Source organism: Frigoribacterium sp. SL97, from assembly GCF_026625765.1.
Lineage (GTDB): Bacteria > Actinomycetota > Actinomycetes > Actinomycetales > Microbacteriaceae > Frigoribacterium.
Map to the genome: position 1 here is coordinate 1811363 of NZ_CP113062.1, position 23906 is coordinate 1835268.

Below are 23906 nucleotides of genomic sequence, written 5' to 3' on the forward strand. Positions count from 1 at the left end.
GAGAAGAGGATTCTTTGAGCGCCCGGATCCCCCCGGTCCTTCGACCGGAACATCCGTCGGCGAGGTCACTCGCCCAACTGGTCAGCGAGTTCGGACTCGAGCACGAGGGTTCCCTCGACGGCATCGAGATCACCGGCATCACGCTGAGCACGGCGGACCTCCACCCCGGCGACCTGTACGTGGGCGTGCCCGGTGCGCACCGGCACGGAGCCGAGTTCGCCGACCAGGCACGTGACGGTGGCGCGGTCGCACTGCTGACCGACGCCGCGGGGGCCGAGCTGGCCCGGTCCAGCGGTCTCCCCGTCGTCCTCGTCGACTCGCCCCGGGCGGCCCTCGGCGAGCTCTCGGCATGGATCTACCGCACCGACAGTGACGACGCACCCCTCCTCCTCGCGGTCACCGGCACCAACGGCAAGACCAGCACCTCGTACCTGCTCGAAGGCGTCCTGCGACAGCTGGGCCTCGTCACCGGCCTCAGCAGCACGGCCGAGCGCCACATCGGCGACCTCACCGTCGTCAGCCGCCTCACCACCCCCGAGGCCAGCGAGATGCACGCCCTGCTGGCCCGCATGCGTGAGAGCGAGGTGCGCGCGGTGGCCGTCGAGGTCAGTGCCCAGGCACTCAGCCGCAACCGCGTCGACGGCCTCGTCTTCGACGTCGCCGCCTTCACGAACCTGAGCCACGACCACCTCGACGACTACGCCGACATGGAGGAGTACTTCCAGGCCAAGTTGCCGCTCTTCCAGCCCGACCGTGCCCGTCGTGCCGTGGTCTCGCTCGACTCGCCCTACGGACAACGCGTGGTGGACAACGCCCGCATCCCCCTGACGACGATCACGATCCTCCCCGACGTCGAGGCCGACTGGACGGTCCAGATCCTCGACGAGCAGGCCGCCTACACCGAGTTCCGTCTGTCGGGCCCCGAGCAGCGTTCGCTCGTGACGCGCGTCCCGCTGATCGGGTGGCACATGGTCGCGAACGCGGCCCTGGCGATCGTCATGCTGGTCGAGGCGGGCTTCGAGCTCGAGGCCATCGGCCAGGCGCTCGACGCCGACGGCGGCATCGTCGCGTACCTGCCCGGGCGCACCGAGCGGGTGTCCGGCGACACCGGCCCGAGCGTCTACGTCGACTTCGGCCACAGCCCCGACGCGTTCCTGACCACCCTGGCCGCGGTGCGCACCTTCACACCCGGCAAGGTCATCATGCTGTTCGGTGCGGACGGCGACCGCGACACGACGAAACGCGGCGAGATGGCCCGGGTGGCCGCGGCCGGTTCCGACATCCTCGTCGTGACCGACCACCACCCCCGTTTCGAAGACCCGGCCTCCATCCGCAAGACGCTCGTCGACGCCGCCCGCGAGGCGTACCCGGAGCACGAGATCCACGAGGTGAGCCCGCCCGAGGCTGCCATCCGGGCGGCCGTGGCCCTGGCCCGAGAAGGCGACTCGATCCTCTGGGCCGGCCCCGGCCACCAGGACTACCGCGACATCCGTGGTGAGCGCACCCCGTACTCCGCTCGCGACGAGGCCCGTGCCGCCCTGCGCGAGGCCGGGTGGTCCGAGTGATCGCGCTCACGCCTCGCCAGATCGCCGACATCACCGGCGGGCGCCTGGTCCACCCCGAGGAGGCGCGGGTCGCGACCCCGGTCGACGGCACGGTCGAGACCGACTCGCGTCTGGTCACCCCGGGGTCGATCTTCTTCGCCCTGCGCGGTGAGGTCACCGACGGGCACCTCTTCGTCGATGCCGCCACGTCGAACGGCGCCGCCCTCGTGGTCGCCGAGCGCGAACTCGAGACGACCGCACCGCTCGTCGTCGTCGACGACGGGGTCGTCGCGCTGTCCCGACTCGCCGCCGCCGTCGTCGACCACGTCCGGCGCCTCGGACGCTTGAAGGTCGTCGGCGTCACGGGTTCCAACGGCAAGACGAGCACCAAGAACATGCTCCGCGCGGTACTGGGCGACGTCGCGCCGACCGTCGCCCCCCAGGGGTCGTTCAACAACCACGTCGGTGCCCCGATCTCGATGCTGCGCATCGACGAGACCACCGAGTACCTCGTCGTCGAGATGGGTGCGAGCGGCCCGGGCGAGATCGCCCGGCTCGTCGACATCGCCCGTCCCGACACCGGGGTCGTGCTCAAGGTCGGCCTCGCCCACGCGGGCGGCTTCGGCGGCATCGAGGGCACCCGTGCGGCGAAGGCCGAGATGGTGACCGACCTGCCCGCCACGGGGACGGCCGTCCTCAACGCCGACGACGACCGCGTCGCCGGCATGGCGGCCGTGACGGCCGCACGGGTCGTCACCTTCGGTCAGGGTCCCTCGGCCGACTACCGGGCGTCCGACATCGACGTCTCGGCGTCGGGCACCTCCTTCACCTTCGAGCACGGCGACGTGAGCCGCCGGGTGTCGCTGCGCATCTTGGGCGAGCACCACGTGATGAACGCCTTGGCGGCCCTCAGCGTCGTCGGCGAATGGGGCGTCGACCTCGATCGGGCCGTGACGGTCCTCGAGGGCGTGACACGGGCCGAGCGCTGGCGCATGGAGGTCCTGGACGCGCCCGGCGGCGTGACGGTCGTGAACGACGCCTACAACGCGAGTCCCGACTCGGTCGCCGCGGCGTTGAAGACCCTCGCCCAGATCACCGGCCCCGACCACCGCTCGGTGGCCGTGCTCGGCGAGATGGCCGAGCTCGGCGAGTACGCGCGTGACGAGCACGACCGCGTCGGCCGCCTGGTCGTCCGGCTCAACGTCGGCCAGCTCGTGGTCGTCGGCCACGAAGCACGACACATCCACATGGCGGCGGGCCTCGAAGGCTCGTGGGACGGAGAAAGCGTGCTGGTCGACACGATCGACGAGGCGTACGACTTCTTGCAGGGCACCCTGCGAGCCGGGGACGTCGTCCTCGTGAAGTCGTCCAAATCGGCCGGCCTGCGCCTCCTGGGTGACCGCCTGGCCGGGGTGACCGCATGATCGCGCTGCTGATCGGCGGTGGGTTCTCCCTCGCCTTCACGCTGCTGATGACGCCGGCGTTCATCAAGCTCTTCCACCGTCTCGGGTGGGGTCAGTTCATCCGCGACGACGGCCCGCAGTCGCACCACACCAAGCGCGGCACGGCGACCATGGGCGGCATCGTCCTGATCATCGGCACCGTGCTCGGCTACTTCATCGGTCACCTGGTCGGCGGGGACGAGCTCACCCTCAGCGGCATGCTCGTGCTGTTCATGATGGTCGGCCTCGGCGTGGTCGGGTTCCTCGACGACTTCCTCAAGGTGCGCAACCAGCGCAGCCTCGGGCTCGGCGGGTGGGCGAAGATCGCCGGGCAGGTCGTCGTGGGGGCGGTGTTCGCCGTCCTGGCGCTCTCGTTCACGAACGATCGCGGGCTCGCCCCCGCGTCGACGATGATCTCGGGCCTGCGCGACATCCCCTGGCTCGACTTCATGTTCTTCGGCACCATCGTCGGGGGCGGGCTGTTCCTGATCTGGGTCGTCCTGATCACCGTCAGCACCTCCAACGGCGTGAACGTCGCGGACGGCCTGGACGGTCTCGCCACGGGCGCCTCCATCCTCGCGATCGCGTCGTACATCTTCATCGGCTTCTGGCAGAACAACCAGCTCTGCACGAGCGTGCGCCTCGACGAGGCCACGCGGGCGGCCTGCTACCAGGTGGCCGACCCGCTCGACCTGGCCGTGGTCGCCGCCTGCATCTGCGGTGGCCTCATCGGGTTCCTCTGGTGGAACACCTCGCCTGCACAGATCTTCCTGGGCGACACCGGTTCGTTGGGCCTCGGCGGGGCGCTGGCCGCCCTGGCCATCCTCAGCCGCACCGAACTCCTGCTCGTGCTGATCGGTGGTCTCTTCATCGTGGTCACCGGCTCGGTGATCCTGCAGCGGGCGTACTTCAAGATCACGAAGGGCAAGCGGATCTTTTTGATGAGCCCCCTGCACCACCACTTCGAACTCAAGGGCTGGGCCGAGGTGACCGTCGTGGTCCGTTTCTGGATCATCGCCGGGCTCTTCGTCGCCGCCGGCGTCGGCACCTTCTACCTCGAATGGATCCTCCGCACCTCATGAGCGACGGCAGCACCGCCCCCCTCGCCGAGCGGCTCGCCGGGCTCGACAGCTGGCACGCCGACTGGTCGGGCCTGCGCGTGGCCGTCCTCGGGCTCGGCGCGACCGGTTTCTCGGTGGCCGACACCCTGGCCGAACTGGGCGCCGACGTCCTCGTCGTGGCCCCCGCGGTCGACGCCGACAAAGCCGAGCTGCTGCAGCTGATCGGGGCACGTCTCGACGAGGTCGAGTCCACCGACACACCGTCGGCCACGCTCACGGCCTTCGACGCGCACCTCGTCGTGGCCAGCCCGGGCTTCGCCCCGCACCACCCCCTGGTCCGCTGGGCCGTCGACTCGGGGACGGCCGTGTGGGGTGACGTCGAGCTGGCCTGGCGCGTACGCGACAAGGTCGAGCGCGTGGCCGAGTGGGTGCTCGTCACCGGGACGAACGGCAAGACCACGACAACGCAGCTGGCGTCGGCGATGGCCGGCGCCGACGGTCGCCGCGTGGCGGCCTGCGGCAACATCGGCGTCCCCGTCCTCGACGCGGTGCGCGACCCCGACGGCTTCGACCTGTTCGTCGTCGAGCTCTCGAGCCACCAACTGCACTACCTGCCGACCGGGGGAGCCGGTGCCCTCAGGCCCCGGGCCTCCGTGTGTCTCAACCTCGAGGCGGACCACCTCGAGTGGCACGGCGGGGCGGACGCTTACCGTGCCGCGAAGGCCAAGGTGTACGAGAACACGGTCGTGGCGTGCGTCTACAACAAGGCGGACGAGGCGACCCTGCGCATGGTCGAGGAAGCCGACGTCGAGGAGGGCTGCCGCGCCGTGGGCTTCGGCCTCGACGCCCCGGGGCCCAGCGAGGTCGGCATCGTGACCGGCGACGGGGTCTCCGTCCTGGCCGACCGCGCCTTCCTCGCCGAGCGCCACACGCGAGCGCTCGAACTGACCACCCGGGAGGCCCTCGAGGGCGTCGGCCTCGGCGCCGACCACCTCGTCGAGGACGTGCTCGCCGCCGCCGCGCTCGTGCGTGCCGTGGGCGTCGCTCCCGTCTCGATCCGCGACGCCCTCGCCGGTTTCGCGGTGGACCACCACCGCACCGAGGTCGTGGCCGAGTCCGGCGGCGTGACCTGGGTCGACGACTCCAAGGCGACGAACCCGCACGCCGCGCGCGCCTCCCTGACGTCCTTCCCGTCGGTCGTCTGGATCGTCGGAGGCCTGTTCAAGGGCGTCGACGTCGAGCCGCTCGTCCTCGAGTCCACGGACGCCGTCCGGGCGGCCGTGTTCGTCGGCGTCGACCGTGAGCCGCTCCGCCGGGCCTTCTCCCGACACGCGCCCGGCATCCCCGTCTTCGAGGTCGACGCCACCGACACTGGGCAGGTGATGCCGACGGCCGTGCGCCTCGCCGCGAGCGTGGCCCGTCCCGGGGACACCGTGCTCCTCGCCCCGGCGGCGGCGTCCATGGACCAGTTCACCGACTACACGGCCCGAGGGCGATCCTTCGCCCAGGCCGTACACGAACACTTGAGGGGTGACGTCGATGGCCAACCCGCCGTCCAGCCTCCCGCGCCGTCGGCCGACTGAGTCGAGCCGCACGCGCTGCGGGCCCGTCCGACCGACCGACGACGCCTCGAGCGGCCTGGGTTCCTCGAAGCGCACCGCCGGCGCCGTCGTCCGCGTCAAGAAGCTCTTCGCCGCCGAGACGGGCTCGTACTTCGTCATCCTCGGGACGACGTTGTTCATGGTCGTGCTCGGGCTGGTCATGGTGCTCTCGTCGTCCTCGGTCGAGCAGTACATCTCGTCACGACACACGTCGTTCTTCGGCGCGTTCATCCGACAGGGCACGTACGCGGCCGTGGGCATCCCGCTCATGCTCATCGTGTCCCGGCTGCCGGTGTCGTTCCTCAAGCGCTGGGCGTGGCACGTCCTGGGGGCGACCATCGTCCTGCAACTGCTCGTCTTCTCGCCCCTCGGCTACGAGATCGGCGGCAACCGCAACTGGATCGACCTCGGCTCGTTCACGGCGCAGCCCTCCGAGGCCGTCAAGCTCGCGTTGGCGATCTGGCTCGGCATGATCCTCTCGGTCAAGCGCGACCTGCTCGACGACTGGAAGCACCTGGCGATCCCGCTCGTGCCCGTGGCCGGCGTCGCGATCGGCCTCGTCGTGCTCGGTGGCGACCTCGGGACGACCATGATCATGCTCCTGCTCGTCTTCGCGGCCGTCTGGTTCGCCGGCGTCCGGCTGCGCTACCTGCTGGCGCCCCTCGCGTTCCTCGCGGTGGTCGTGCCCCTGATCGCCCAGGGGTCGAGTTCGCGCAACTCACGCATCGCCGCGTGGCTGTCGGGTTGCTCGGACTCGAGCCAGTACCAGGCCGAGTGCTGGCAGACCCTGCACGGAACGTGGGCGCTGGCCTCGGGGGGACTCTTCGGCGTCGGTCTCGGCAACTCGAAGTCGAAATGGTCCTGGCTGCCCGAGGCCGACAACGACTTCATCTTCGCCATCATCGGCGAAGAGCTCGGATTGATCGGAGCGATGGTCGTGTTGGCCCTCTTCATCGTCCTCGCCGTCGGTTTCGTCAAGATCATCCGCCGGACGAACGACCCCTTCGTCCGTGTGACGACCGGGGCCATCACGGCGTGGATCATCGGTCAGGCGCTCGTCAACATCGCGGTCGTCCTGGGGCTGCTGCCCGTCTTGGGCGTCCCCTTGCCGCTCATCTCGGCCGGTGGATCGGCGTTGATCGTCACGCTCGTGGCCATCGGCGTCGTGCTCTCGTTCGCCCGGGTGCCCGAAGAGTCCGCGACGCCGCAGGGGCTCCCGCGACAGCGGGTAGGGTCTCTGCGGTGACGACGTATCTCCTCGCCGGCGGTGGCACCGCCGGGCACGTGAACCCCCTCCTCGCCGTGGCCGATCGGCTCCGTCGGCGCGAGCCCGACGCGACCGTGCTCGTGCTCGGCACCGCCGAGGGGCTCGAGGCACGGCTCGTCCCGCAACGCGGGTACGAACTGCTCACCGTGCCGCGGCTGCCCTTCCCCCGCAAGCCCTCCGCGGCGGCGCTGCGATTCCCCGGCCGACTCGCCGGCGCGATCGACGGCATCCGGTCCTTGCTCGCACAGCACGACGTCGACGTCGTCGTCGGATTCGGCGGCTACGCAGCCGCCCCGGCCTACGTCGCGGCCTGGCGGTCGAAGGTGCCCGTGGTCGTCCACGAGGCCAACGCGAAACCCGGCATGGCGAACGTCCTCGGCTCGTTCCTCTCGTCCCACGTCGGCGTCGTCTTCCGCTCCACCCGACTCCGGGGCGGACGGCAGGTCGGCATGCCGTTGCGCGACGAGATCGAGTCCCTCGACCGACGGGCCCACCGCGACGAGGCCGTCGCGGCCTTCGGCCTCGACCCGGCGCGGCCGACCCTGCTCGTCACGGGTGGTTCGACCGGTGCGCGGCGGCTGAACGAGACCATGTCGAGGGCGGCCGTCGGCGTGCTCGGCGCCGGCTGGCAGATCCTGCACATCACGGGTGAGAAGTCCGATCTCACCTCGACCGACCTCGACGGCCACCACCTCCTCCGGTACTGCGACCGCATGGACCTCGCGCTCTCGGCGGCGGACTTCGTCGTCTCCCGGGCCGGCTCGGCCACGGTCAGCGAGCTCACCGCGCTCGGGTTGCCCTCGGTGCTCGTCCCGTACCCGGTGGGCAACGGCGAACAGCGACACAACGCCACCGACGTCGTCGGTGCCGGGGGAGCACTGCTCGTCGCCGACGCCGACTTCACGCCCGCCTGGGTCGAGCGCACGCTCGTCCCCCTGCTGCTCGACCGGGCCGTCGTGGCGGACATGGCCGTCCGCGCCGCCTCGGTCGGGGTGCGCGACGGAACCGACCGCACGGTCGACCTCGTCCTCGACGCCGTGGGCCGCGCCTCCTCGTCCTCCCCGAACCCCGACCTCAGCGAGACATCATGATCAAACCCGACCTCGACCAGCCGATCCCCGCCGAACTCGGTGCCGTCCACTTCGTCGGCATCGGCGGTTCGGGGATGAGCGGCATCGCCCGGGTCTTCCTCGCCGCCGGCCACCGTGTCACCGGGTCGGACGCCCGCGACAGCGCGGCCGTCGAGTCGCTCCGGGCGGCAGGCGCCGAGATCGCGATCGGCCACGACGCGGCCAACGTCGGCGACGCCGACACGCTCGTGGTGACCGGCGCCCTCTGGCAGGACAACCCCGAGTACCAGCTCGCGCTGTCGAAGGGACTGCCCGTCCTGCACCGCTCGCAGGCGCTCGCCTGGCTCGTCGGGCAGCAGCGGCTCGTCTCGGTCGCCGGGGCGCACGGGAAGACCACGTCCACCGGCATGATCGTCACCGCCCTGCTCGCCGCAGGGCACGACCCGAGCTTCGTGAACGGCGGGGTCATCCAGTCGTTGGGCGTCAGCGCCCGTGGCGGTGACGACGACCTGTTCGTCGTCGAGGCCGACGAGTCCGACGGCTCGTTCCTGCTCTACGACACCTCGGTCGCCCTGATCACGAACGTCGACGCCGACCACCTCGACCACTACGGCTCGCACGAGGCGTTCGACGACGCCTTCGTCCGGTTCGCGTCGGCAGCGCGCGAGTTCGTCGTCGTCTCGAGCGACGACGACGGTGCCGTCCGTGTCACCGAACGCCTCGACCACCCGCGCGTCGTGACCTTCGGCGAGGCCGCCGACGCCGACGTCCGCCTGAGCGACGTCGCCACGACCGGTCCGGTCTCGTTCACCCTGCACGCCGAGGGTCGTTCGTGGCCCGTGCAGTTGCGCGTGCCCGGGCGGCACAACGCCGTCAACGCCGCCGGTGCCTTCGCGGTCCTCGTCGGCCTGGGCGTCGACGCGGAGGCCGCCATCGCGGGTCTCGAGACCTTCGGCGGCACCGAGCGGCGGTTCGAACTGCACGGCGTCGTGCGGGGCGTCAGCGTGTACGACGACTACGCCCATCACCCCACCGAGGTCGCCGCCGCGCTGCAGGCGGCGCGTTCCGTGGTCGGCGACGGGCGCCTCATCGCCGTGCACCAACCCCACCTCTACAGCCGCACGCGGATGATGGCCGGCGAGTTCGCCGAGACCTACGAGCGACTCGCGGACCACACCATCGTGCTCGACGTGTACGGCGCGCGCGAGGACCCCGAGCCCGGCGTCACCGGCGCGCTGGTGTCCGAACGCTTCGCCGACCCCGACCGCGTCGACTTCGTGTCCGACTGGCAGGCCGCGGCGGACCGGACGGCCGAGGTCGCTCGAGAGGGCGACTTCGTCATCACGCTCGGCTGTGGCGACGTCTACCGCATCGTGCCGCAACTGCTCGGCTCACTCGACGCGGCCCACGAACCCGTCGTCGCCGTCGCGGAGGACTCCGCGGAGTGACTCGTCACGACAGGTCCGTGGTGTCGGGGGCCCTCCGATGAAGCGGCCCGACGGATTCGACGAACCAGAACACACCCCGACTCCTCCGGCGGCGCCCAACCGACGCCGTCGGGGACGGGACCCGGAGGCCACCGGGCCCGTCCCCGTCGTCGGTGCCTCGCGGCCTCCCCGAGGTGCTGCCGGTGACTCGCGGGCGGCCGACGCCGACGCATCCGATCCGTCGTCCCCGTCGTCGCTCAAGGGCCGCCTCGGGTCGATCACCGGAGCCCCCGCGGCCTGGCGGGACCGCCTGACGAAGCCCTCGACCTCCGACGCGAGCGATCACCCCGGGCGGGTCGCACCTCGGGGCTCCGAGCCTCCGCGCATCGTGGCACCCGACGGCACGGCCGCCGAGGCCAAGTCGCGAGCCGTCGCGGCACGCCGGCAGGCGCGTCGGGCGTCGAGCGAACGGAGGCGCGTCGAGCGCGTCGAGGTCCGTCGCTTCACGCGTCGCAGCCGACACCGTCGGGCGACCCTGGTGTCGCTCGGGGCCGTCGTGCTCCTCCTCGTCGCGTCCGTCGCGGTCGCCGTGTTCACGCCGCTCCTGTCGTTGCAGACCATCCGTGTCGAGGGGACGGACCGCGTCGACGCCGCGGCCGTGCAGACCGCCCTCGACGGGCAGCTCGGCACGCCCCTCGCCCTCATCGACTTCGACGAGGTCACCCGCGAGCTCGGGGCGTTCCCCCTGATCGCCAGCTACGTGACCGAGACCGCTCCGCCCCACACGCTCGTCGTGCGCATCCAGGAGCGGCAGCCCGTCGCCACGGTCGCCGCGGGGGAGGGGTTCGACCTCGTCGACCCGGCTGGCGTCGTGGTCCAGACGCTCGACGCCCGGCAAGAGGGAGTACCCCTGGTCGACGTCGGGGGAGCAGCCCTCGACGGCCCCGCGTACCGTTCGGTGGCCGAGGTGCTGCTGGCCTTGCCGGTCACGTTGCGTTCGACCGTCGACACCGTGACGGCGTCGACGGCCGACGACGTGACCCTGCAACTCACCTCGGGTGAGCGGGTCGTCTGGGGCAGCGCCGACGAGTCGGCGAAGAAGGCCCAGGTGCTCACCGGACTCATCGCCGACCAGGCCCGGCGCGACCCGGGCGCGAGCGTCGAGTACGACGTGTCCGCGCCCGACAACGGGATCATCAGGACGAGATGAGAGGGTGTGTTCGCGACACGCTGGCCACCCTGGCGACAGCGCCTGCGGCGCACCCATACCTTGTGACTGCAGAACTTGCATACCATGTACAACTTTAACCTTCAACTGCAGAGTTAAGGTTCAAGCGGAGGCCCGGACGTGACAACGAACCATAACTACCTAGCCGTGATCAAGGTCGTCGGTGTCGGCGGCGGTGGCGTCAACGCCGTCAACCGCATGATCGAACTCGGGCTCCGCGGGGTGGAGTTCATCGCCATCAACACGGATGCCCAGGCGCTGCTGTTGAGCGATGCCGACGTCAAGCTCGACGTCGGTCGCGAACTCACCCGGGGCCTCGGCGCCGGTGCCGACCCCGAGGTCGGACGCCGCGCGGCGGAGGACCACGCCGAAGAGATCGAGGAAGCCCTCGCGGGTGCCGACATGGTCTTCGTCACGGCCGGCGAGGGCGGTGGCACCGGCACGGGCGGGGCCCCGGTCGTCGCCCGCATCGCGAAGTCGATCGGCGCACTGACCATCGGTGTCGTCACCAAGCCCTTCGGCTTCGAGGGCAAGCGCCGTCAGGCCCAGGCCGAGGCCGGCGTGGCCGCCCTGAAGGACGAGGTCGACACCCTCATCGTCGTCCCCAACGACCGCCTGCTCGAGATCAGCGAACGCGGCATCAGCATGGTGGAGGCCTTCGGCACGGCCGACCAGGTGCTCCTCGCCGGTGTCCAGGGCATCACCGACCTGATCACCACGCCCGGTCTCATCAACCTCGACTTCGCCGACGTCAAGTCGGTCATGCAGGGTGCCGGTTCGGCCCTCATGGGCATCGGATCGTCGCGGGGCGCGGACCGCGCCATCAAGGCGGCCGAGCTGGCCGTGGCGTCTCCGCTCCTCGAGGCGAGCATCGACGGCGCACACGGGGTGTTGCTGTCCATCCAGGGCGGTTCCAACCTGGGCATCTTCGAGATCAACGATGCGGCGCGCCTGGTGCAGGAGGCCGTCCACGCCGAGGCCAACATCATCTTCGGTGCCGTGATCGACGACACCCTCGGTGACGAGGTCCGCGTGACGGTCATCGCGGCGGGGTTCGACGGTGGTGAGCCCTCGACGAAGGTGAAAGATCGCCGGTCGAGCTTCGTCGACTCCGACGGCCCCACGGCGACCTCGGTCGCCGGTGTCTCGGCCATCGCCGACAGCGGGGCGACGCACGAGCCCGCCGCGTGGAAGCGGCCCGAAGAGCCCGCGACCCAGGCCGTCGACCCGGCCTTCGACGACGGTGACGACGACCTCGACGTCCCGGACTTCCTCAAGTAACGACGCGTGACCGATCCGACGGACGTCGACGGCGACCTGGGCGAGCGTCTCGCCCGGGTCGCCGCGGCCGTCGACGACGCCTGCACCGCTGTGGGACGCTCTCCGGGCGAGCTCACGACGATCGTCGTCACGAAATTCCATCCGCCCGGGCTCATCAGGGCGTTGTACGCCCTCGGGGTCCGCGACGTCGGCGAGAACCGTCACCAAGAGGCGCAGACCAAGGCCGTCGAATTGGACGACCTCGACGGACTCCGGTGGCACTTCGTGGGCCAGTTGCAGTCGAAGAAGGCGCGCCAGGCCCGGCGCTACGCGAACGCCGTCCACTCGCTCGACCGTGACTCGGTCGTCGGTGCGCTCTCGGACGACTCCGGGTCCCTCGTCGACGGATTCGTCCAGGTCAACCTGACCGACGACCCCGGCCGCGGGGGAGTGGCCGAGCACGAGGTCGAGCGGCTCGCCGAGCGGGTGCTCTCGACCCCGGGGCTGCGACTGCGCGGCGTCATGGCCGTGGCCCCCCTGGGTGAGGAGGCGCGTCCGGCCTTCGCGCGCCTCCGTGCGGTCTCCGAGAGGGTGCGGTCCCTCGAGGCCTCGGCCGACGCGATCTCGGCCGGCATGTCTCCCGACTTCGCCGAGGCCGTCGCCGAGGGCGCGACACACCTACGGATCGGCACGGCAATCACGGGTTCTCGGCCCGATGCTCGTTAATGTCGGTCCTGACGATCCACTGACTCGGAGGAACACCATGGCCAACCCGCTGCGCAAGACGATGGTCTATCTGGGCCTCGCCGACGAAGAGCTCGAGTACGACGAGCAGCCTCACGAACGAGCGCAGCCCCAGCAGTCGCCGCGACCGCAGGCGGCCGCCCAGGCTCCGGCTCCCGTCGCCCCGGTCCACTCGGCTCCCGCTGCCGCCCCCGCGCCCACCCGCGCCCCCGTGACGCCGCTGCGTCGCTCCTCGACCCCGAAGAACACGGTGCCCCACGACATGAACGAGATCCTGACCGTCCACCCCCGCGAGTACAAGGACGCCCAGGCGATCGCCGAGAGCTTCCGTGACGGCATCCCGGTGATCATCAACCTGTCACAGATGACCGAGGCGGACGCCCGTCGTCTGGTCGACTTCGCCAGCGGTCTCTCGCAGGGGTTGTACGGCAAGATCGAGCGCGTGACCAACAAGGTCTTCCTGTTGTCGCCGGCGCACATCGCGGTGAGCGGTGATCAGGCTGAGGTAGAATCCGACATCGAAGCGTCGTTCTTCGCCCAGTCGTGACGAGCCCGTCGTCGCGGCTTCTCTGCGTCGACGTGACGACCTGCCCGTCCGCGAGTCTCCTCGCGCCGACTCGTGTGAGCTGATGACCCCCCGATGATCACTTACCTGATCGCCACGATCGCGTACTACGCGTTGCTGATCTTCTTCCTGCTCATGTGGGCCCGCTTCGTGCTCGACCTCGCGCAGTCGTTCAGCCGCGGGTGGCGCCCCAAGGGGCCGGTGCTCGTCATCGCCGAAGTGGCCTACACGGTGACCGACCCGCCCATCCGCCGCGTGCGGAAGATCCTGCCCCCCGTGCGCCTCGGATCGGTCGCGCTCGACTTCGGCTGGAGCATCATCATGCTGGCCGTCATCATCCTGATGAGCGTCGCCTCCGGGCTCCGCACCTTCGGCTGACCACGTCGTCCGTGGACGACAGGGTAGGCTCACTGCAGCGCCCGAACGGCACGATCCCGGCCCGACCGGGCCCCGCTCCTCTACGGTGTAGAAGAACGACCCAGACCACGATCACACGATCCAACAGATGCACGAGGTGACGGCAATGGCTTTGACGCCGGAAGACGTAGTCAACAAGCGGTTCCAGCCGACGAAGTTCCGCGAGGGATACGACCAAGACGAGGTCGACGACTTCCTCGACGAGGTCGTCGCCGAGCTGCGACGTCTCAACCAGGAGAACGACGAGCTGCGTCAGCGCCTCTCGTCCGGCGACTCCGCCCCCGTGGCGCAGGCCGCTCCCGTCTCGGCTCCGGTGGCCAGCGCGCCGGCTCCTGCGTCGGCACCGGCTCCCGCGTCGGCCCCCGAGGCCGTCGAGCCCGAGCCGGTCGTCGAGTCCGAGCCCGTCGTCGCGGCCCCCGCCGCCGTCGCGTCCGCTCCGGCCTACTCCGCTCCCGCGGTGTCCGAGGCCGACGAGACCAGCAGCACCAACAGCCTGCTGCAGCTCGCTCGCCGTCTGCACGAAGAACACGTCCGCGAGGGCGTCGAGAAGCGCGACCAGCTCATCGCCGAAGGCCACGCGACCGCGGCTCGTCTGGTGTCCGAGGGCGAGGCCCGCCAGCGTGAGGTCGTCGCCGAGGCCGAGACGAAGTCCCGCGACATCATCGGTGCCGCCGAGACCCAGCAGCGCGAGATCCTCGACCGCCTCAACACCGAGCGGTCGAGCGTCGAGCGTCGCATCGACGACCTGCGCTCGTTCGAGCGTGACTACCGCTCCAAGCTCAAGAGCTACATCGAGGGTCAGCTGCACGAGCTCGACGGCGAGGGCACCGGCGAGGCCGGTCGGCCCACTCCGGCCAGCGCCCAGGGCTTCGGCTCGAACTAAGGACTTGTCGAGCGACAAGCCCGCCACGAAGGCCAGCGTCCGCGTTCTCGCGACGCTGGCCTTCGTCGCTGTCGTGGCCTACGGCCTCGACCAGGGCACCAAACTGCTGGTCACCCGGACTCTCGTCGAAGGAGGTTCCGTCGACGTCGTCGGCGAGTTCTTCCAGTTGCACTTCGTCAAGAACCCCGGTGCCGCCTTCTCGTTCGCGAGCGGGTCGACGTGGATCTTCTCGATCGCCGCCGCCGGCGTCGCCGTCGCGATCCTGGTCGTGGCCCGACGCATCAGATCGCTGGCCTGGTCGATCATGCTGGGCATGCTGCTCGGCGGCACCCTCGGCAACCTGACGGACCGCCTGCTCCGAGAGCCGTCGTTCGGCCAGGGGCACGTGGTCGACTTCATCTACTTCCCCTCCCTGCTGCCGGCCATCTTCAACGTCGCCGACGTCTTCATCGTGTCCAGCATGGGATTGCTCCTCCTGCTCACGCTGCTGGGCATCGGGCTCGACGGCACGCGCACGCCGAGCACAGGCAAGTCGGCTCGACCGGCGGGCGACGGTCGCGACGGCGACCCTCAGGTGGCCGGCTCCACGGCCGTCAGCGACCCGGGCACGTCCGGTGACGAGCCCAGCGGTCCCGTCGACACGACGCCTCCTGCCGATCACCGGAGCGCCTCGTGAGCGAGACCCGCGCCCTCCCGGTCCCCGACGGGCTCGCCGGCGAACGTGTCGACGCCGCCCTGGCCAAGCTTCTCGGCTTCAGCCGGACCTTCGCGGCCGAGGTCGCCGCCTCGGGCGGGGTGACGGTCGACGGGCGCACGGTCGGCAAATCGGACCGGCTCGAGGCCGGTGCGTGGCTCGACGTCACATGGTCACCGCGTGAGGCACCGGCCGTGGTCGCCGTCGAGGTGCCCGGCATGGCGGTCGTCCACGACGACGACGAGATCGTGGTCGTCGACAAGCCGGTCGGAGTCGCAGCACACCCGTCGGTGGGCTGGACGGGACCGACGGTGCTCGGCGGACTCGCCGCCGCGGGCTTCACCGTGTCGACCTCGGGGGCGTCCGAGCGTGCCGGCATCGTGCACCGCCTCGACGTCGGAACGAGCGGCCTCATGGTCGTCGCCAAGACCGAGCGGGCCTACACCCTGCTCAAACAGGCCTTTCGCGAACGCACCGTCGAGAAGATCTACAACGCGGTCGTCCAGGGCCACCCCGACCCGTTGACCGGGACGATCGACGCACCCATCGGGCGGCATCCGTCGTCCGACTGGAAGTTCGCCGTGGTCGTCGACGGCAAGCCGTCGGTCACCCACTACGAGACCGTCGAGGCGTTCCCGTCGGCGTCGCTGCTCGAGATCCACCTCGAGACGGGTCGGACCCACCAGATCCGCGTCCACATGGCCGCCCAGCGACATCCGTGCGTCGGTGACGCGACCTACGGAGCCGACCCGACGCTGTCGGCGACCCTCGGTCTCACGCGGCAGTGGCTGCACGCCGTGCAGCTCGGATTCCGGCACCCCGGCACGGGTGAGCCGGTGGTCTACCGCTCGACCTACCCCACCGACCTCCAGCAAGCCCTCGACGTCCTCCGTCACGGTTAGGCTGTTCCCCTAGTCGCCAGATCCACCACCAGACGAGGAGCCCCGTGGCCTCGAGCAAAGACTCATTCGTCCATCTGCACGTGCACAGCGAGTACTCGATGCTCGACGGCGCCGCCCGGGTCAAACCGTTGGTCACCGAGGCCGCGGCACAGGGCATGCCCGCGGTGGCGGTCACCGACCACGGCAACGTGTTCGGCGCGTACGACTTCTGGAAGACGGCGACCGAGGCGGGCGTCAAACCCATCATCGGCACCGAGGCCTACATCACGCCGGGCACGCACCGGGGCGACAAGACTCGCGTGCGCTGGGGCGACGGTGGACGAGACGACGTGTCGGGCTCTGGTGCCTACACGCACATGACGCTGTTGTCCGAGAACACCACGGGCATGCACAACCTGTTCCGGCTCTCGTCCCGGGCCTCCCTCGAGGGCTACTACTTCAAGCCGCGCATGGACCGCGAGCTGCTCTCGCAGTACTCCGAGGGCCTCATCGCGACGACCGGCTGCCCGAGCGGCGAGGTCCAGACCCGCCTGCGGCTCGGCCAGTACGACGAAGCGCTCAAGGCGGCCTCCGACTTCCGCGACATCTTCGGCCGTGAGAACTACTTCGCCGAGATCATGGACCACGGGCTCGGCATCGAGCGGCAGATCATGGGCGACCTGTTGCGCCTGGCGAAAGACCTCGACCTGCCCCTCGTCGCGACGAACGACCTCCACTACACGCACGAGCACGACGCGACCAGCCACGCGGCTCTCCTCTGCGTCCAGTCCGGCTCGACGCTGAACGACCCCAACCGGTTCAAGTTCGACGCCGACGAGTTCTACCTCAAGTCCGCCCAGCAGATGCGGCATCTCTTCCGCGACCACCCCGAGGCCTGCGACAACACGCTCCTCATCGCCGAGCGCTGCGACGTGCAGTTCAACACCTCGGCCAACTACATGCCGCGTTACCCGGTGCCCGAGGGCGAGACCGAAGAGACCTGGTTCATCAAAGAGGTCGAGAAGGGGCTCGTGTACCGCTATCCCGCGGGCATCCCGGACGACGTGCGCAAGCAGGCCGAATACGAGATCGGCGTCATCACCGGCATGGGCTTCCCCGGCTACTTCCTCGTGGTCGCCGACTTCATCAACTGGTCCAAGGAGAACGGCATCCGGGTCGGTCCGGGCCGTGGTTCGGGGGCCGGCTCGATGGCCGCCTACGCCATGCGCATCACCGATCTCGATCCTCTGCGCCACGGTCTGATCTTCGAGCGGTTCCTCAACCCCGATCGCGTGTCCATGCCCGACTTCGACGTCGACTTCGACGACCGTCGTCGCGGCGAGGTGATCCAGTACGTCACCGAGAAGTACGGAGACGAACGCGTCGCCCAGATCGTCACGTACGGCACCATCAAGGCCAAGCAGGCCTTGAAAGACAGTTCACGGGTGCTCGGGTTCCCCTTCGGCATGGGTGAGAAGCTCACCAAGGCCATGCCCCCCGCCGTGATGGGCAAGGACATCCCGCTCACCGGCATCTTCGACAAGCAGCACGAGCGCTACAAAGAGGCCGGCGACATCAGGACGGTCGTCGAGTCCGACCCCGAGGCCAAGACCGTCTTCGACACGGCGTTGGGGCTCGAGGGCCTGAAACGTCAGTGGGGCGTGCACGCCGCAGGCGTCATCATGTCCAGCGATCCGCTCATCGACATCATCCCGATCATGAAGCGCGAGCAGGACGGGCAGATCGTCACGCAGTTCGACTATCCGGCCTGCGAGTCGCTGGGCCTGATCAAGATGGACTTTCTGGGGCTGCGCAACCTCACGATCATCAACGACGCCCTCGACAACATCAAGACGAACCGCGGTTTCGACCTCGTGCTCGAAGACCTCGAGCTCGACGACCGGGGGGCCTACGAGTTGCTGGGTCGCGGCGACACGCTCGGGGTGTTCCAACTCGACGGCGGGCCCATGCGCGGGCTCCTCCGGCTGATGAAGCCCGACAACTTCGAAGACATCTCGGCCGTCATCGCGCTGTACCGCCCGGGGCCCATGGGCGCGAACTCGCACACGAACTACGCGCTCCGCAAGAACGGCGCGCAAGACATCACCCCGATCCACCCCGAGCTCGAAGAGCCGCTCAAAGAGATCCTGTCGACCAGCTACGGCCTGATCATCTACCAAGAGCAGGTCATGGCCATCGCGCAGAAGGTCGCCGGCTTCTCGCTCGGTCAGGCCGACATCCTCCGGCGGGCCATGGGCAAGAAGAAGAAGTCCGAGCTCGACAAGCAGTACGCCGGGTTCGAGCAGGGCATGTTCGACAACGGCTTCTCGCCCGAGGCCGTCAAGATGCTCTGGGACATCCTGCTGCCCTTCTCGGACTACGCCTTCAACAAGGCGCACTCCGCGGCGTACGGCGTCGTCTCGTACTGGACGGCCTACCTCAAGGCCCACTACCCGGCCGAGTACATGGCCGCCCTGCTCACCAGCACGGGGGACTCCCGCGACAAGCTGGGTCTCTACCTCAACGAGTGTCGCCGCATGGGCATCAAGGTGCTGCCACCCGACGTCAACGAATCCATCGGCTTCTTCGCGGCCGTCGGCGACGACATCCGCTTCGGCATGGGTGCCGTGCGCAACGTCGGCTTCAACGTCGTCGACCATGTCATCGCCGCGCGCAAGAAAGAGGGGGCGTTCACCTCGTTCCACGACTTCCTGCGCAAGGTGCCGCTCCCCGTGGCGAACAAGCGCACCGTCGAGTCGCTCGTCAAGGCCGGCGCATTCGACTCCCTGGGGTCGACGCGGCGTGCCCTCGTCGAGATCCACGAGTCCGCCGTCGAGGCGGCGGTCAGCGAGAAGAGGGCCGAGGCGAACGGTCAGGTCGGCTTCGACTTCGACTCCCTGTGGGACGAGCCGCAGGACGTCCAGCACGTGCCCGAACGTCCTGAGTGGTCCAAGCGCGACAAGCTGGCCTTCGAGCGCGACATGCTGGGCCTCTACGTCTCGGACCACCCGCTCGCGGGCCTCGAGCTCCCCTTGGCCAAGCATGCCCAGACGACGGTCACCGACATCCTGGCGAGCGACCCCGCGACCATCGACGGCGAGACGGTCACGATCGCGGGGCTCATCACCAGCGTGCAGCACCGGGTCGCACGCAACTCGGGCAACCCCTACGGAATCATCACCGTCGAGGACTTCGGGGGCGAGATCTCAGCCATGTTCCTCGGCAAGACCTACCAAGAATTCGGGCCGTCGCTCGTCGGGGACTCGATCATCGTCCTGAAGGGTCGGGTCAGCGTCCGCGACGACGGCATGAACATGCACGCCGCGAGCATGTTCATGCCCGACCTCGGTGTCGGCGTGAACCACGGGCCGCTGCTCCTGCAGATGCCCGAGCACCGGGCGACGCACGACACGGTCACCGAGCTGGCAGCGGTGCTCGGGCGTCACGCCGGCGGCACCGAAGTCCGTCTCCGACTCGTCAAGGGCGAAGCCGCACGGGTCTTCGAGATCCCCATGCCGGTCGACGTCACGGCCGACCTGTTCGGCGAACTGAAGAGCCTGCTGGGCCCCGGCTGCCTCGTCTGAGGTGGCCGGTGCTCCGTCGGGTCCTGGTGCCCCGACCGGTTCCGGCGCCCGGCACCCGTTCGGCGTCAGTCCTCGAGATGGACCGGTCTCAGGTACCGACGGTCGTGGTACAGCAGGGCGTCGTCGTCCTCGCCGACCCCGCCGGTTCCGATGCGCACGACCACGACGGCGTTGCCGTGGACGGGCACCCGCTCGACGATCGTCCCGGTCATCCACGCGGTCACGCCCGTGAGCAGAGGTACCCCGTTCGGACCGTCGGTCCAGTGGTCGCCCGCGAAGCGTTCGGCGGCGGGTCCCGCCATGCGGCGGGCGAGGTCGCGGTTGCGCAGGCCGAGCAGGTGCACGATGACCTGGTCCGTCTCCGAGACGGCGGGCCACGAGCTCGCCGTCCTGGCCATGTTGAACGTCGCGAGGGGCGGCACGGCGGCCAGCGACGCCAGCGACGTCGCCGTGAACCCGACCGGTGTGCCCTCGCCGTCACGCGCCGTGACGATGGCCACGCCCGCGGCGTGTCGTCGGAAGGCCTCCTTGAACACCTCGAGAGAGTCGTCGGGCCGCGGAGCAGCCGCGTTGTCGTCCGTCATGCTCCCGACCCTACTGACTAGGCTGGACGAGCCATGATCCAGACCACAGATCTGCGCGGTCTCGCGCCGACCCACGCCCAGCTGCTCGACCTCGTCCCCCGGTCCCACGCCGACGTGGGCGCCGCGACGGACGCCGCCCGGCGACTCGTCGACGACGTCCGCGAGCGGGGCGCGGCCGCACTGCGGGACCAGGCCGCGCGCTTCGACGGTGTCCGTCCCGATGCCCTGCGCGTCACGACGCAGACCATCGACGAGGCCGTCGCGGCCCTCGACCCGCTGGTCAAGGAGGCGCTGGTCGAGTCGATCGCGCGCGTCACCCAGGCCAGCCGCGCCCAGGTCCCGGCACCGACCACGACCCGCCCGGCGGCGGGGGCCACCATCGAGCAGCGGTGGCAGCCCGTCACGCGGGCCGGCGTGTACGTCCCCGGCGGCAAGGCCGTGTACCCCTCCAGCGTGGTGATGAACGTCGTTCCGGCTCAGGTCGCGGGGGTGTCGTCGATCGCCCTCGTCTCTCCGGCGCAGCGCGAACACGGCGGGGGAGTCCACCCCGTCATCCTCGGGGCCGCCGGCCTGCTCGGCATCGACGAGGTCTACGCGATCGGGGGTGCCGGAGCGATCGGCGCGCTCGCCTACGGTGTGCCCGAGCTCGAGCTCGAGCCGGTCCAGGTCATCACCGGTCCCGGCAACAACTTCGTCGCCGCGGCGAAGCAACTCGTGCGCGGTCGTGTCGGCATCGATTCGGTGGCCGGTGCGACCGAGATCCTCGTCATCGCGGACGACTCGGCGGACGCCACGTTGGTCGCCGTCGACCTCATCAGCCAGGCCGAGCACGACGAGGAGGCCTCGGCCGTCCTCGTGACGGACTCCGCGCCCTTCGCCGAGGCCGTCGTCGCCGAACTGACCAGGCTCGTGCCCCGCACCCTCAGCGCCGCCCGGGTCCGGACGGCCCTCTCCGGTCGGCAGTCGGCGGTGGTCCTCGTCGACGACCTCCGGCAGGCTGCTGCCTTCAGCAACGCCTACGGCCCCGAGCACCTCGAGGTCCAGACCCGTGACGACGACGCGGTCCTGGCCGACATCACCGATGCCGGAGCGATCTTCGTGGGGCCCGACACGCCCGTCAGCCTGGGTGACTACCTCGCCGGGTCGAACCACGTCCTGCCCACCAGCGGTCAGTCGCGCTTCTCGTCGGGGCTCGGGGCGTTCACGTTCCTCCGACCACAGCAGATCGTCCGGTACGACGCCGAGGCCCTCGGTGCCGTGGCCGAGCGGCTCGTGGCGTTGTCGAACGCCGAGCTGTTGCCCGCCCACGGCGAGGCCGTCGCGGCTCGGTTGTCGCGCCCCTGAGCCGGGCGGGGCCTTCGCGATCCGGTGCTCGGGTGGCCCTGGCGTCCGACGTCGAGCCCGCCGTCCGATAATCTGGCCCCACCATGTTCTGCCCCTTCTGCCGCCACCCCGACTCACGAGTCGTCGACTCCCGGACCAGCGACGACGGCACGTCGATCCGACGTCGGAGGCAATGCCCCAACTGCGGTCGTCGGTTCAGCACGACCGAGACCGCGAGCCTCAACGTCGTGAAGCGCAACGGCGTCCTCGAACCGTTCAGCCGCGACAAGATCATCTCGGGTGTCCGCAAGGCCTGCCAAGGGCGCCCGGTGACGGATGGCGATCTCGCCGTGCTGGCACAGAAGGTCGAAGAGGCCGTCCGGGCGAGCGGTGCGTCGCAGATCGAGGCGAACGACATCGGTCTGGCCATCCTCCCTCCGCTCCGCGACCTCGACGAGGTGGCCTACCTCCGGTTCGCGAGCGTCTACCAGGCCTTCGACTCGCTCGAGGACTTCGAGGCCTCGATCGGACAGCTGCGCGAAGAGCACGCGTCCCGGCCGCTCTCCACCCGATCGGTCGACGAGTGAGGACCCCGTACCGCGTCCTCTTCGACGTCGTCTTCGCGAAGATGGACCCCGAGGACGCCCACCACCTCGCCTTCCGGGTCATCAAGGCGATCCCCAAGCTGGGCCTCGCCGGCCTCGTCGGGCGCTTCACGGCCCCGGCCCCGTCCCTGGCGGTCGACGCGCTCGGACTCCACTTCCCCTCGCCGTTCGGTGTCGCAGCCGGTTTCGACAAGGACGCCAAGGGCATCGCCGGCCTCGGCGCTCTCGGGTTCGGGCACGTCGAGGTGGGGACGGTGACCGCTCGACCGCAGCCCGGCAACGAACGACCTCGTCTCTTCCGACTCGTTCCGGACCTCGCGGTCGTGAACCGCATGGGGTTCAACAACTCCGGGGCCCACGCGGCGGCCCTCGAACTCAGCCGGGCTCGGTCGGCTCCGTCACGGCCCGTGATCGGCGTCAACATCGGGAAGAGCCGCGTCGTCGACGTCGACGACGCGATCGACGACTACCTGGCCAGCACGCGCCTCCTGGCTCCTCTGGCGGACTACCTCGCCGTGAACGTCAGCTCGCCGAACACCCCGGGGCTCCGCGGGTTGCAAGAGCTCGAGAGGCTCGCTCCACTCCTCGAGGCCGTGCGCGACGCCGCCGGGCACACTCCGGTGTTGGTCAAGATCGCTCCCGACCTCGACGACGACGGCGTTCGTCGGATCGGTGCCCTCGTCACCGAGCTCGGCCTCGCGGGCGTCATCGCGACCAACACGACGGTGTCCAGGGAAGGCCTCGCCACCGAGGGGGCGGTCGTCGAGGCCGCCGGAGCCGGCGGTCTGTCGGGTGCCCCGCTCGCCGTCCGGTCGTTGGAGGTCCTCAAGCTGGTCCGTGAGTCCGTCCCGAGCAGCATGTGCGTCATCTCGGTCGGTGGGGTCTCGAGCGCCGCCGACGTCGACGCGAGGCTCCGGGCCGGGGCCACGCTCGTGCAGGGTTACACGGCGTTCCTCTACCGAGGGCCCCTCTGGGCCCGACAGGTCAACCGGGGGCTCGTCGCCCTGGATCGGCGTCGACGCGCCACCTGACGAAGCACGCGGTCGGCGAGGTCGAGAACGCGAAACGGCGCCACCCACCGGGGGCGACGCCTTTCGTCGTACGGGGAGCCGCGTCGGCTACGCGGTCGGGTACTCGCCCCGCTTGACCTGCGGCTTCGGCAGGCGCATGGGCTTGAGCTGCATCGCCCGCATCGCCGCGTACCAGCGGTTGCCCTTCCGGACGTTCTCCGCGCCGTACTTGGCAGCCAGCTTGCGGTTGACGCTCCGGCCGACGATCAGGCAGTCGACGACGGCGAGGGCGAAGAATCCCCACAGCACGAGCAGGGTGATCGACTGGATGGCCGCAGACTGCACGAGCGTCATCGCGATGACGACGACCATGATGGGGATCATGGCCTCGCCGACGCTGTAGCGGGCGTCGACGTGGTCGCGGATGAAGCGGCGCTGCGGCCCCTTGTCGCGGTCGGGCAAGAAGCGCTCCTCGCCGTTCGCCAAGCCGACGCGGGCGCGGTCACGCTGTTCGGCGAGACGGGCACGCTGGGCCTTCTGGGCTTCTTTGCCCGAGGCCACCAGGGGCCTCTGGTTGGCGGCTTCGCGCTCGCGTCGCGTGGGCGTCGGGCGACCCTTGCCGACCGCGGTCGACTCGGGCTCGGCGACGGTGGTCGTCTCGGTCGTCTTGCTGTCTGGCTTGGCCACGGGAGATCCTCAGGGTTGTCCGAGTTCCT

General features: G+C 70.0%; 21 protein-coding genes. 19 read left to right on the plus strand and 2 right to left on the minus strand.

Annotated features, from left to right (window positions below):
* Positions 1–14: 14 nt before the first annotated feature.
* The 16 genes from OVA02_RS08660 to dnaE all read left to right on the plus strand — a co-directional run bounded on the left by OVA02_RS08660 (position 15) and on the right by dnaE (position 19668).
* Positions 15–1565 carry a Mur ligase family protein gene (locus tag OVA02_RS08660; protein ID WP_056045031.1) on the plus strand — a complete coding sequence of 517 codons (1551 nt, stop codon included), beginning with the start codon at positions 15–17 and terminating at the stop codon, positions 1563–1565.
* Complete coding sequence (locus OVA02_RS08665; protein ID WP_056045033.1) at positions 1562–2968, plus strand: UDP-N-acetylmuramoyl-tripeptide--D-alanyl-D-alanine ligase; 1407 nt, start codon at positions 1562–1564, stop codon at positions 2966–2968. Before OVA02_RS08660 ends, OVA02_RS08665 begins: the two co-directional genes overlap by 4 nt.
* The gene (gene mraY / locus OVA02_RS08670; protein ID WP_043594922.1) at positions 2965–4068 is read left to right on the plus strand and encodes a phospho-N-acetylmuramoyl-pentapeptide-transferase; all 1104 of its coding nucleotides are present in this window, start codon (positions 2965–2967) and stop codon (positions 4066–4068) included. The genes OVA02_RS08665 and mraY overlap by 4 nt, the downstream gene beginning before the upstream one ends.
* The gene (gene murD / locus OVA02_RS08675) at positions 4065–5630 is read left to right on the plus strand and encodes a UDP-N-acetylmuramoyl-L-alanine--D-glutamate ligase (RefSeq protein WP_056047378.1); all 1566 of its coding nucleotides are present in this window, start codon (positions 4065–4067) and stop codon (positions 5628–5630) included. The genes mraY and murD overlap by 4 nt, the downstream gene beginning before the upstream one ends.
* The gene (gene ftsW, locus OVA02_RS08680; protein ID WP_056047380.1) at positions 5587–6894 is read left to right on the plus strand and encodes a putative lipid II flippase FtsW; all 1308 of its coding nucleotides are present in this window, start codon (positions 5587–5589) and stop codon (positions 6892–6894) included. Before murD ends, ftsW begins: the two co-directional genes overlap by 44 nt.
* Entirely contained in the window at positions 6891–8006 is a 1116-nt protein-coding gene (locus OVA02_RS08685; protein WP_192123696.1) for a UDP-N-acetylglucosamine--N-acetylmuramyl-(pentapeptide) pyrophosphoryl-undecaprenol N-acetylglucosamine transferase, read from the plus strand. Before ftsW ends, OVA02_RS08685 begins: the two co-directional genes overlap by 4 nt.
* Entirely contained in the window at positions 8003–9433 is a 1431-nt protein-coding gene (gene murC, locus OVA02_RS08690; RefSeq protein WP_056045036.1) for a UDP-N-acetylmuramate--L-alanine ligase, read from the plus strand. The genes OVA02_RS08685 and murC overlap by 4 nt, the downstream gene beginning before the upstream one ends.
* A gap of 367 nt (positions 9434–9800) precedes the next feature.
* Complete coding sequence (locus OVA02_RS08695; protein WP_056047382.1) at positions 9801–10622, plus strand: FtsQ-type POTRA domain-containing protein; 822 nt, start codon at positions 9801–9803, stop codon at positions 10620–10622.
* A gap of 138 nt (positions 10623–10760) precedes the next feature.
* Positions 10761–11921, plus strand: coding sequence for a cell division protein FtsZ (ftsZ, locus tag OVA02_RS08700; protein WP_043594926.1), 1161 nt, complete (start codon positions 10761–10763; stop codon positions 11919–11921).
* A 6-nt stretch (positions 11922–11927) separates the two neighbouring features.
* Positions 11928–12626 carry a YggS family pyridoxal phosphate-dependent enzyme gene (locus OVA02_RS08705; RefSeq protein WP_056045038.1) on the plus strand — a complete coding sequence of 233 codons (699 nt, stop codon included), beginning with the start codon at positions 11928–11930 and terminating at the stop codon, positions 12624–12626.
* A gap of 37 nt (positions 12627–12663) precedes the next feature.
* Positions 12664–13191 (plus strand): cell division protein SepF, encoded by a 528-nt coding sequence (locus tag OVA02_RS08710; protein WP_056045041.1) that lies wholly within the window; start codon positions 12664–12666, stop codon positions 13189–13191.
* 93 nt (positions 13192–13284) lie between these two features.
* Entirely contained in the window at positions 13285–13587 is a 303-nt protein-coding gene (locus tag OVA02_RS08715) for a YggT family protein (protein WP_056045042.1), read from the plus strand.
* A 145-nt stretch (positions 13588–13732) separates the two neighbouring features.
* Positions 13733–14509: a DivIVA domain-containing protein gene (locus OVA02_RS08720; RefSeq protein ID WP_056045044.1), complete on the plus strand. Its 777-nt coding sequence runs from the start codon at positions 13733–13735 to the stop codon at positions 14507–14509.
* Between the two features lie 4 nt (positions 14510–14513).
* On the plus strand, positions 14514–15185 hold the full coding sequence (gene lspA / locus OVA02_RS08725; RefSeq protein ID WP_082460209.1) for a signal peptidase II: 672 nt from the start codon (positions 14514–14516) through the stop codon (positions 15183–15185).
* Positions 15182–16105 carry an RluA family pseudouridine synthase gene (locus OVA02_RS08730; protein ID WP_056045046.1) on the plus strand — a complete coding sequence of 308 codons (924 nt, stop codon included), beginning with the start codon at positions 15182–15184 and terminating at the stop codon, positions 16103–16105. The genes lspA and OVA02_RS08730 overlap by 4 nt, the downstream gene beginning before the upstream one ends.
* Before the next feature lie 98 nt (positions 16106–16203).
* Positions 16204–19668 carry a DNA polymerase III subunit alpha gene (gene dnaE / locus OVA02_RS08735; protein WP_420709655.1) on the plus strand — a complete coding sequence of 1155 codons (3465 nt, stop codon included), beginning with the start codon at positions 16204–16206 and terminating at the stop codon, positions 19666–19668.
* Positions 19669–19733: 65 nt separating this feature from the next.
* On the opposite strand, the gene OVA02_RS08740 is transcribed toward dnaE, so the two are convergent.
* A complete protein-coding gene (locus OVA02_RS08740; protein WP_056045048.1) occupies positions 19734–20252 on the minus strand; it encodes a flavin reductase family protein in 519 nt (172 codons plus the stop codon).
* Positions 20253–20285: 33 nt separating this feature from the next.
* Between OVA02_RS08740 and hisD the strand changes: the two genes are divergently transcribed.
* The 3 genes from hisD (at position 20286) to OVA02_RS08755 (ending at position 23211) form a co-directional block, all read left to right on the plus strand.
* Positions 20286–21596, plus strand: a complete 1311-nt coding sequence (gene hisD, locus OVA02_RS08745; protein ID WP_056045050.1) for a histidinol dehydrogenase — start codon at positions 20286–20288, stop codon at positions 21594–21596.
* Between the two features lie 83 nt (positions 21597–21679).
* On the plus strand, positions 21680–22162 hold the full coding sequence (gene nrdR / locus OVA02_RS08750) for a transcriptional regulator NrdR (RefSeq protein WP_054146163.1): 483 nt from the start codon (positions 21680–21682) through the stop codon (positions 22160–22162).
* Positions 22159–23211 (plus strand): quinone-dependent dihydroorotate dehydrogenase, encoded by a 1053-nt coding sequence (locus OVA02_RS08755; RefSeq protein ID WP_255350781.1) that lies wholly within the window; start codon positions 22159–22161, stop codon positions 23209–23211. The genes nrdR and OVA02_RS08755 overlap by 4 nt, the downstream gene beginning before the upstream one ends.
* Before the next feature lie 87 nt (positions 23212–23298).
* On the opposite strand, the gene OVA02_RS08760 is transcribed toward OVA02_RS08755, so the two are convergent.
* The gene (locus OVA02_RS08760; RefSeq protein ID WP_056045052.1) at positions 23299–23877 is read right to left on the minus strand and encodes a DUF3043 domain-containing protein; all 579 of its coding nucleotides are present in this window, start codon (positions 23875–23877) and stop codon (positions 23299–23301) included.
* Between the last annotated feature and the right edge of the window lie 29 nt (positions 23878–23906).

Excerpts from the sequence above, each read along its gene's own strand:
- mraY (WP_043594922.1), top strand. The coding sequence starts at position 2,965 with ATGATCGCGCTGCTGATCGGCGGTGGGTTCTCCCTCGCCTTCACGCTG.
- murD (WP_056047378.1), top strand. The coding sequence starts at position 4,065 with ATGAGCGACGGCAGCACCGCCCCCCTCGCCGAGCGGCTCGCCGGGCTC.
- ftsW (WP_056047380.1), top strand. The coding sequence starts at position 5,587 with ATGGCCAACCCGCCGTCCAGCCTCCCGCGCCGTCGGCCGACTGAGTCG.
- murC (WP_056045036.1), top strand. The coding sequence starts at position 8,003 with ATGATCAAACCCGACCTCGACCAGCCGATCCCCGCCGAACTCGGTGCC.
- OVA02_RS08710 (WP_056045041.1), top strand. The coding sequence starts at position 12,664 with ATGGCCAACCCGCTGCGCAAGACGATGGTCTATCTGGGCCTCGCCGAC.
- OVA02_RS08715 (WP_056045042.1), top strand. The coding sequence starts at position 13,285 with ATGATCACTTACCTGATCGCCACGATCGCGTACTACGCGTTGCTGATC.
- OVA02_RS08720 (WP_056045044.1), top strand. The coding sequence starts at position 13,733 with ATGGCTTTGACGCCGGAAGACGTAGTCAACAAGCGGTTCCAGCCGACG.
- dnaE (WP_420709655.1), top strand. The coding sequence starts at position 16,204 with ATGCTCGACGGCGCCGCCCGGGTCAAACCGTTGGTCACCGAGGCCGCG.
- OVA02_RS08740 (WP_056045048.1), bottom strand. The coding sequence starts at position 20,252 with ATGACGGACGACAACGCGGCTGCTCCGCGGCCCGACGACTCTCTCGAG.
- hisD (WP_056045050.1), top strand. The coding sequence starts at position 20,286 with ATGATCCAGACCACAGATCTGCGCGGTCTCGCGCCGACCCACGCCCAG.
- nrdR (WP_054146163.1), top strand. The coding sequence starts at position 21,680 with ATGTTCTGCCCCTTCTGCCGCCACCCCGACTCACGAGTCGTCGACTCC.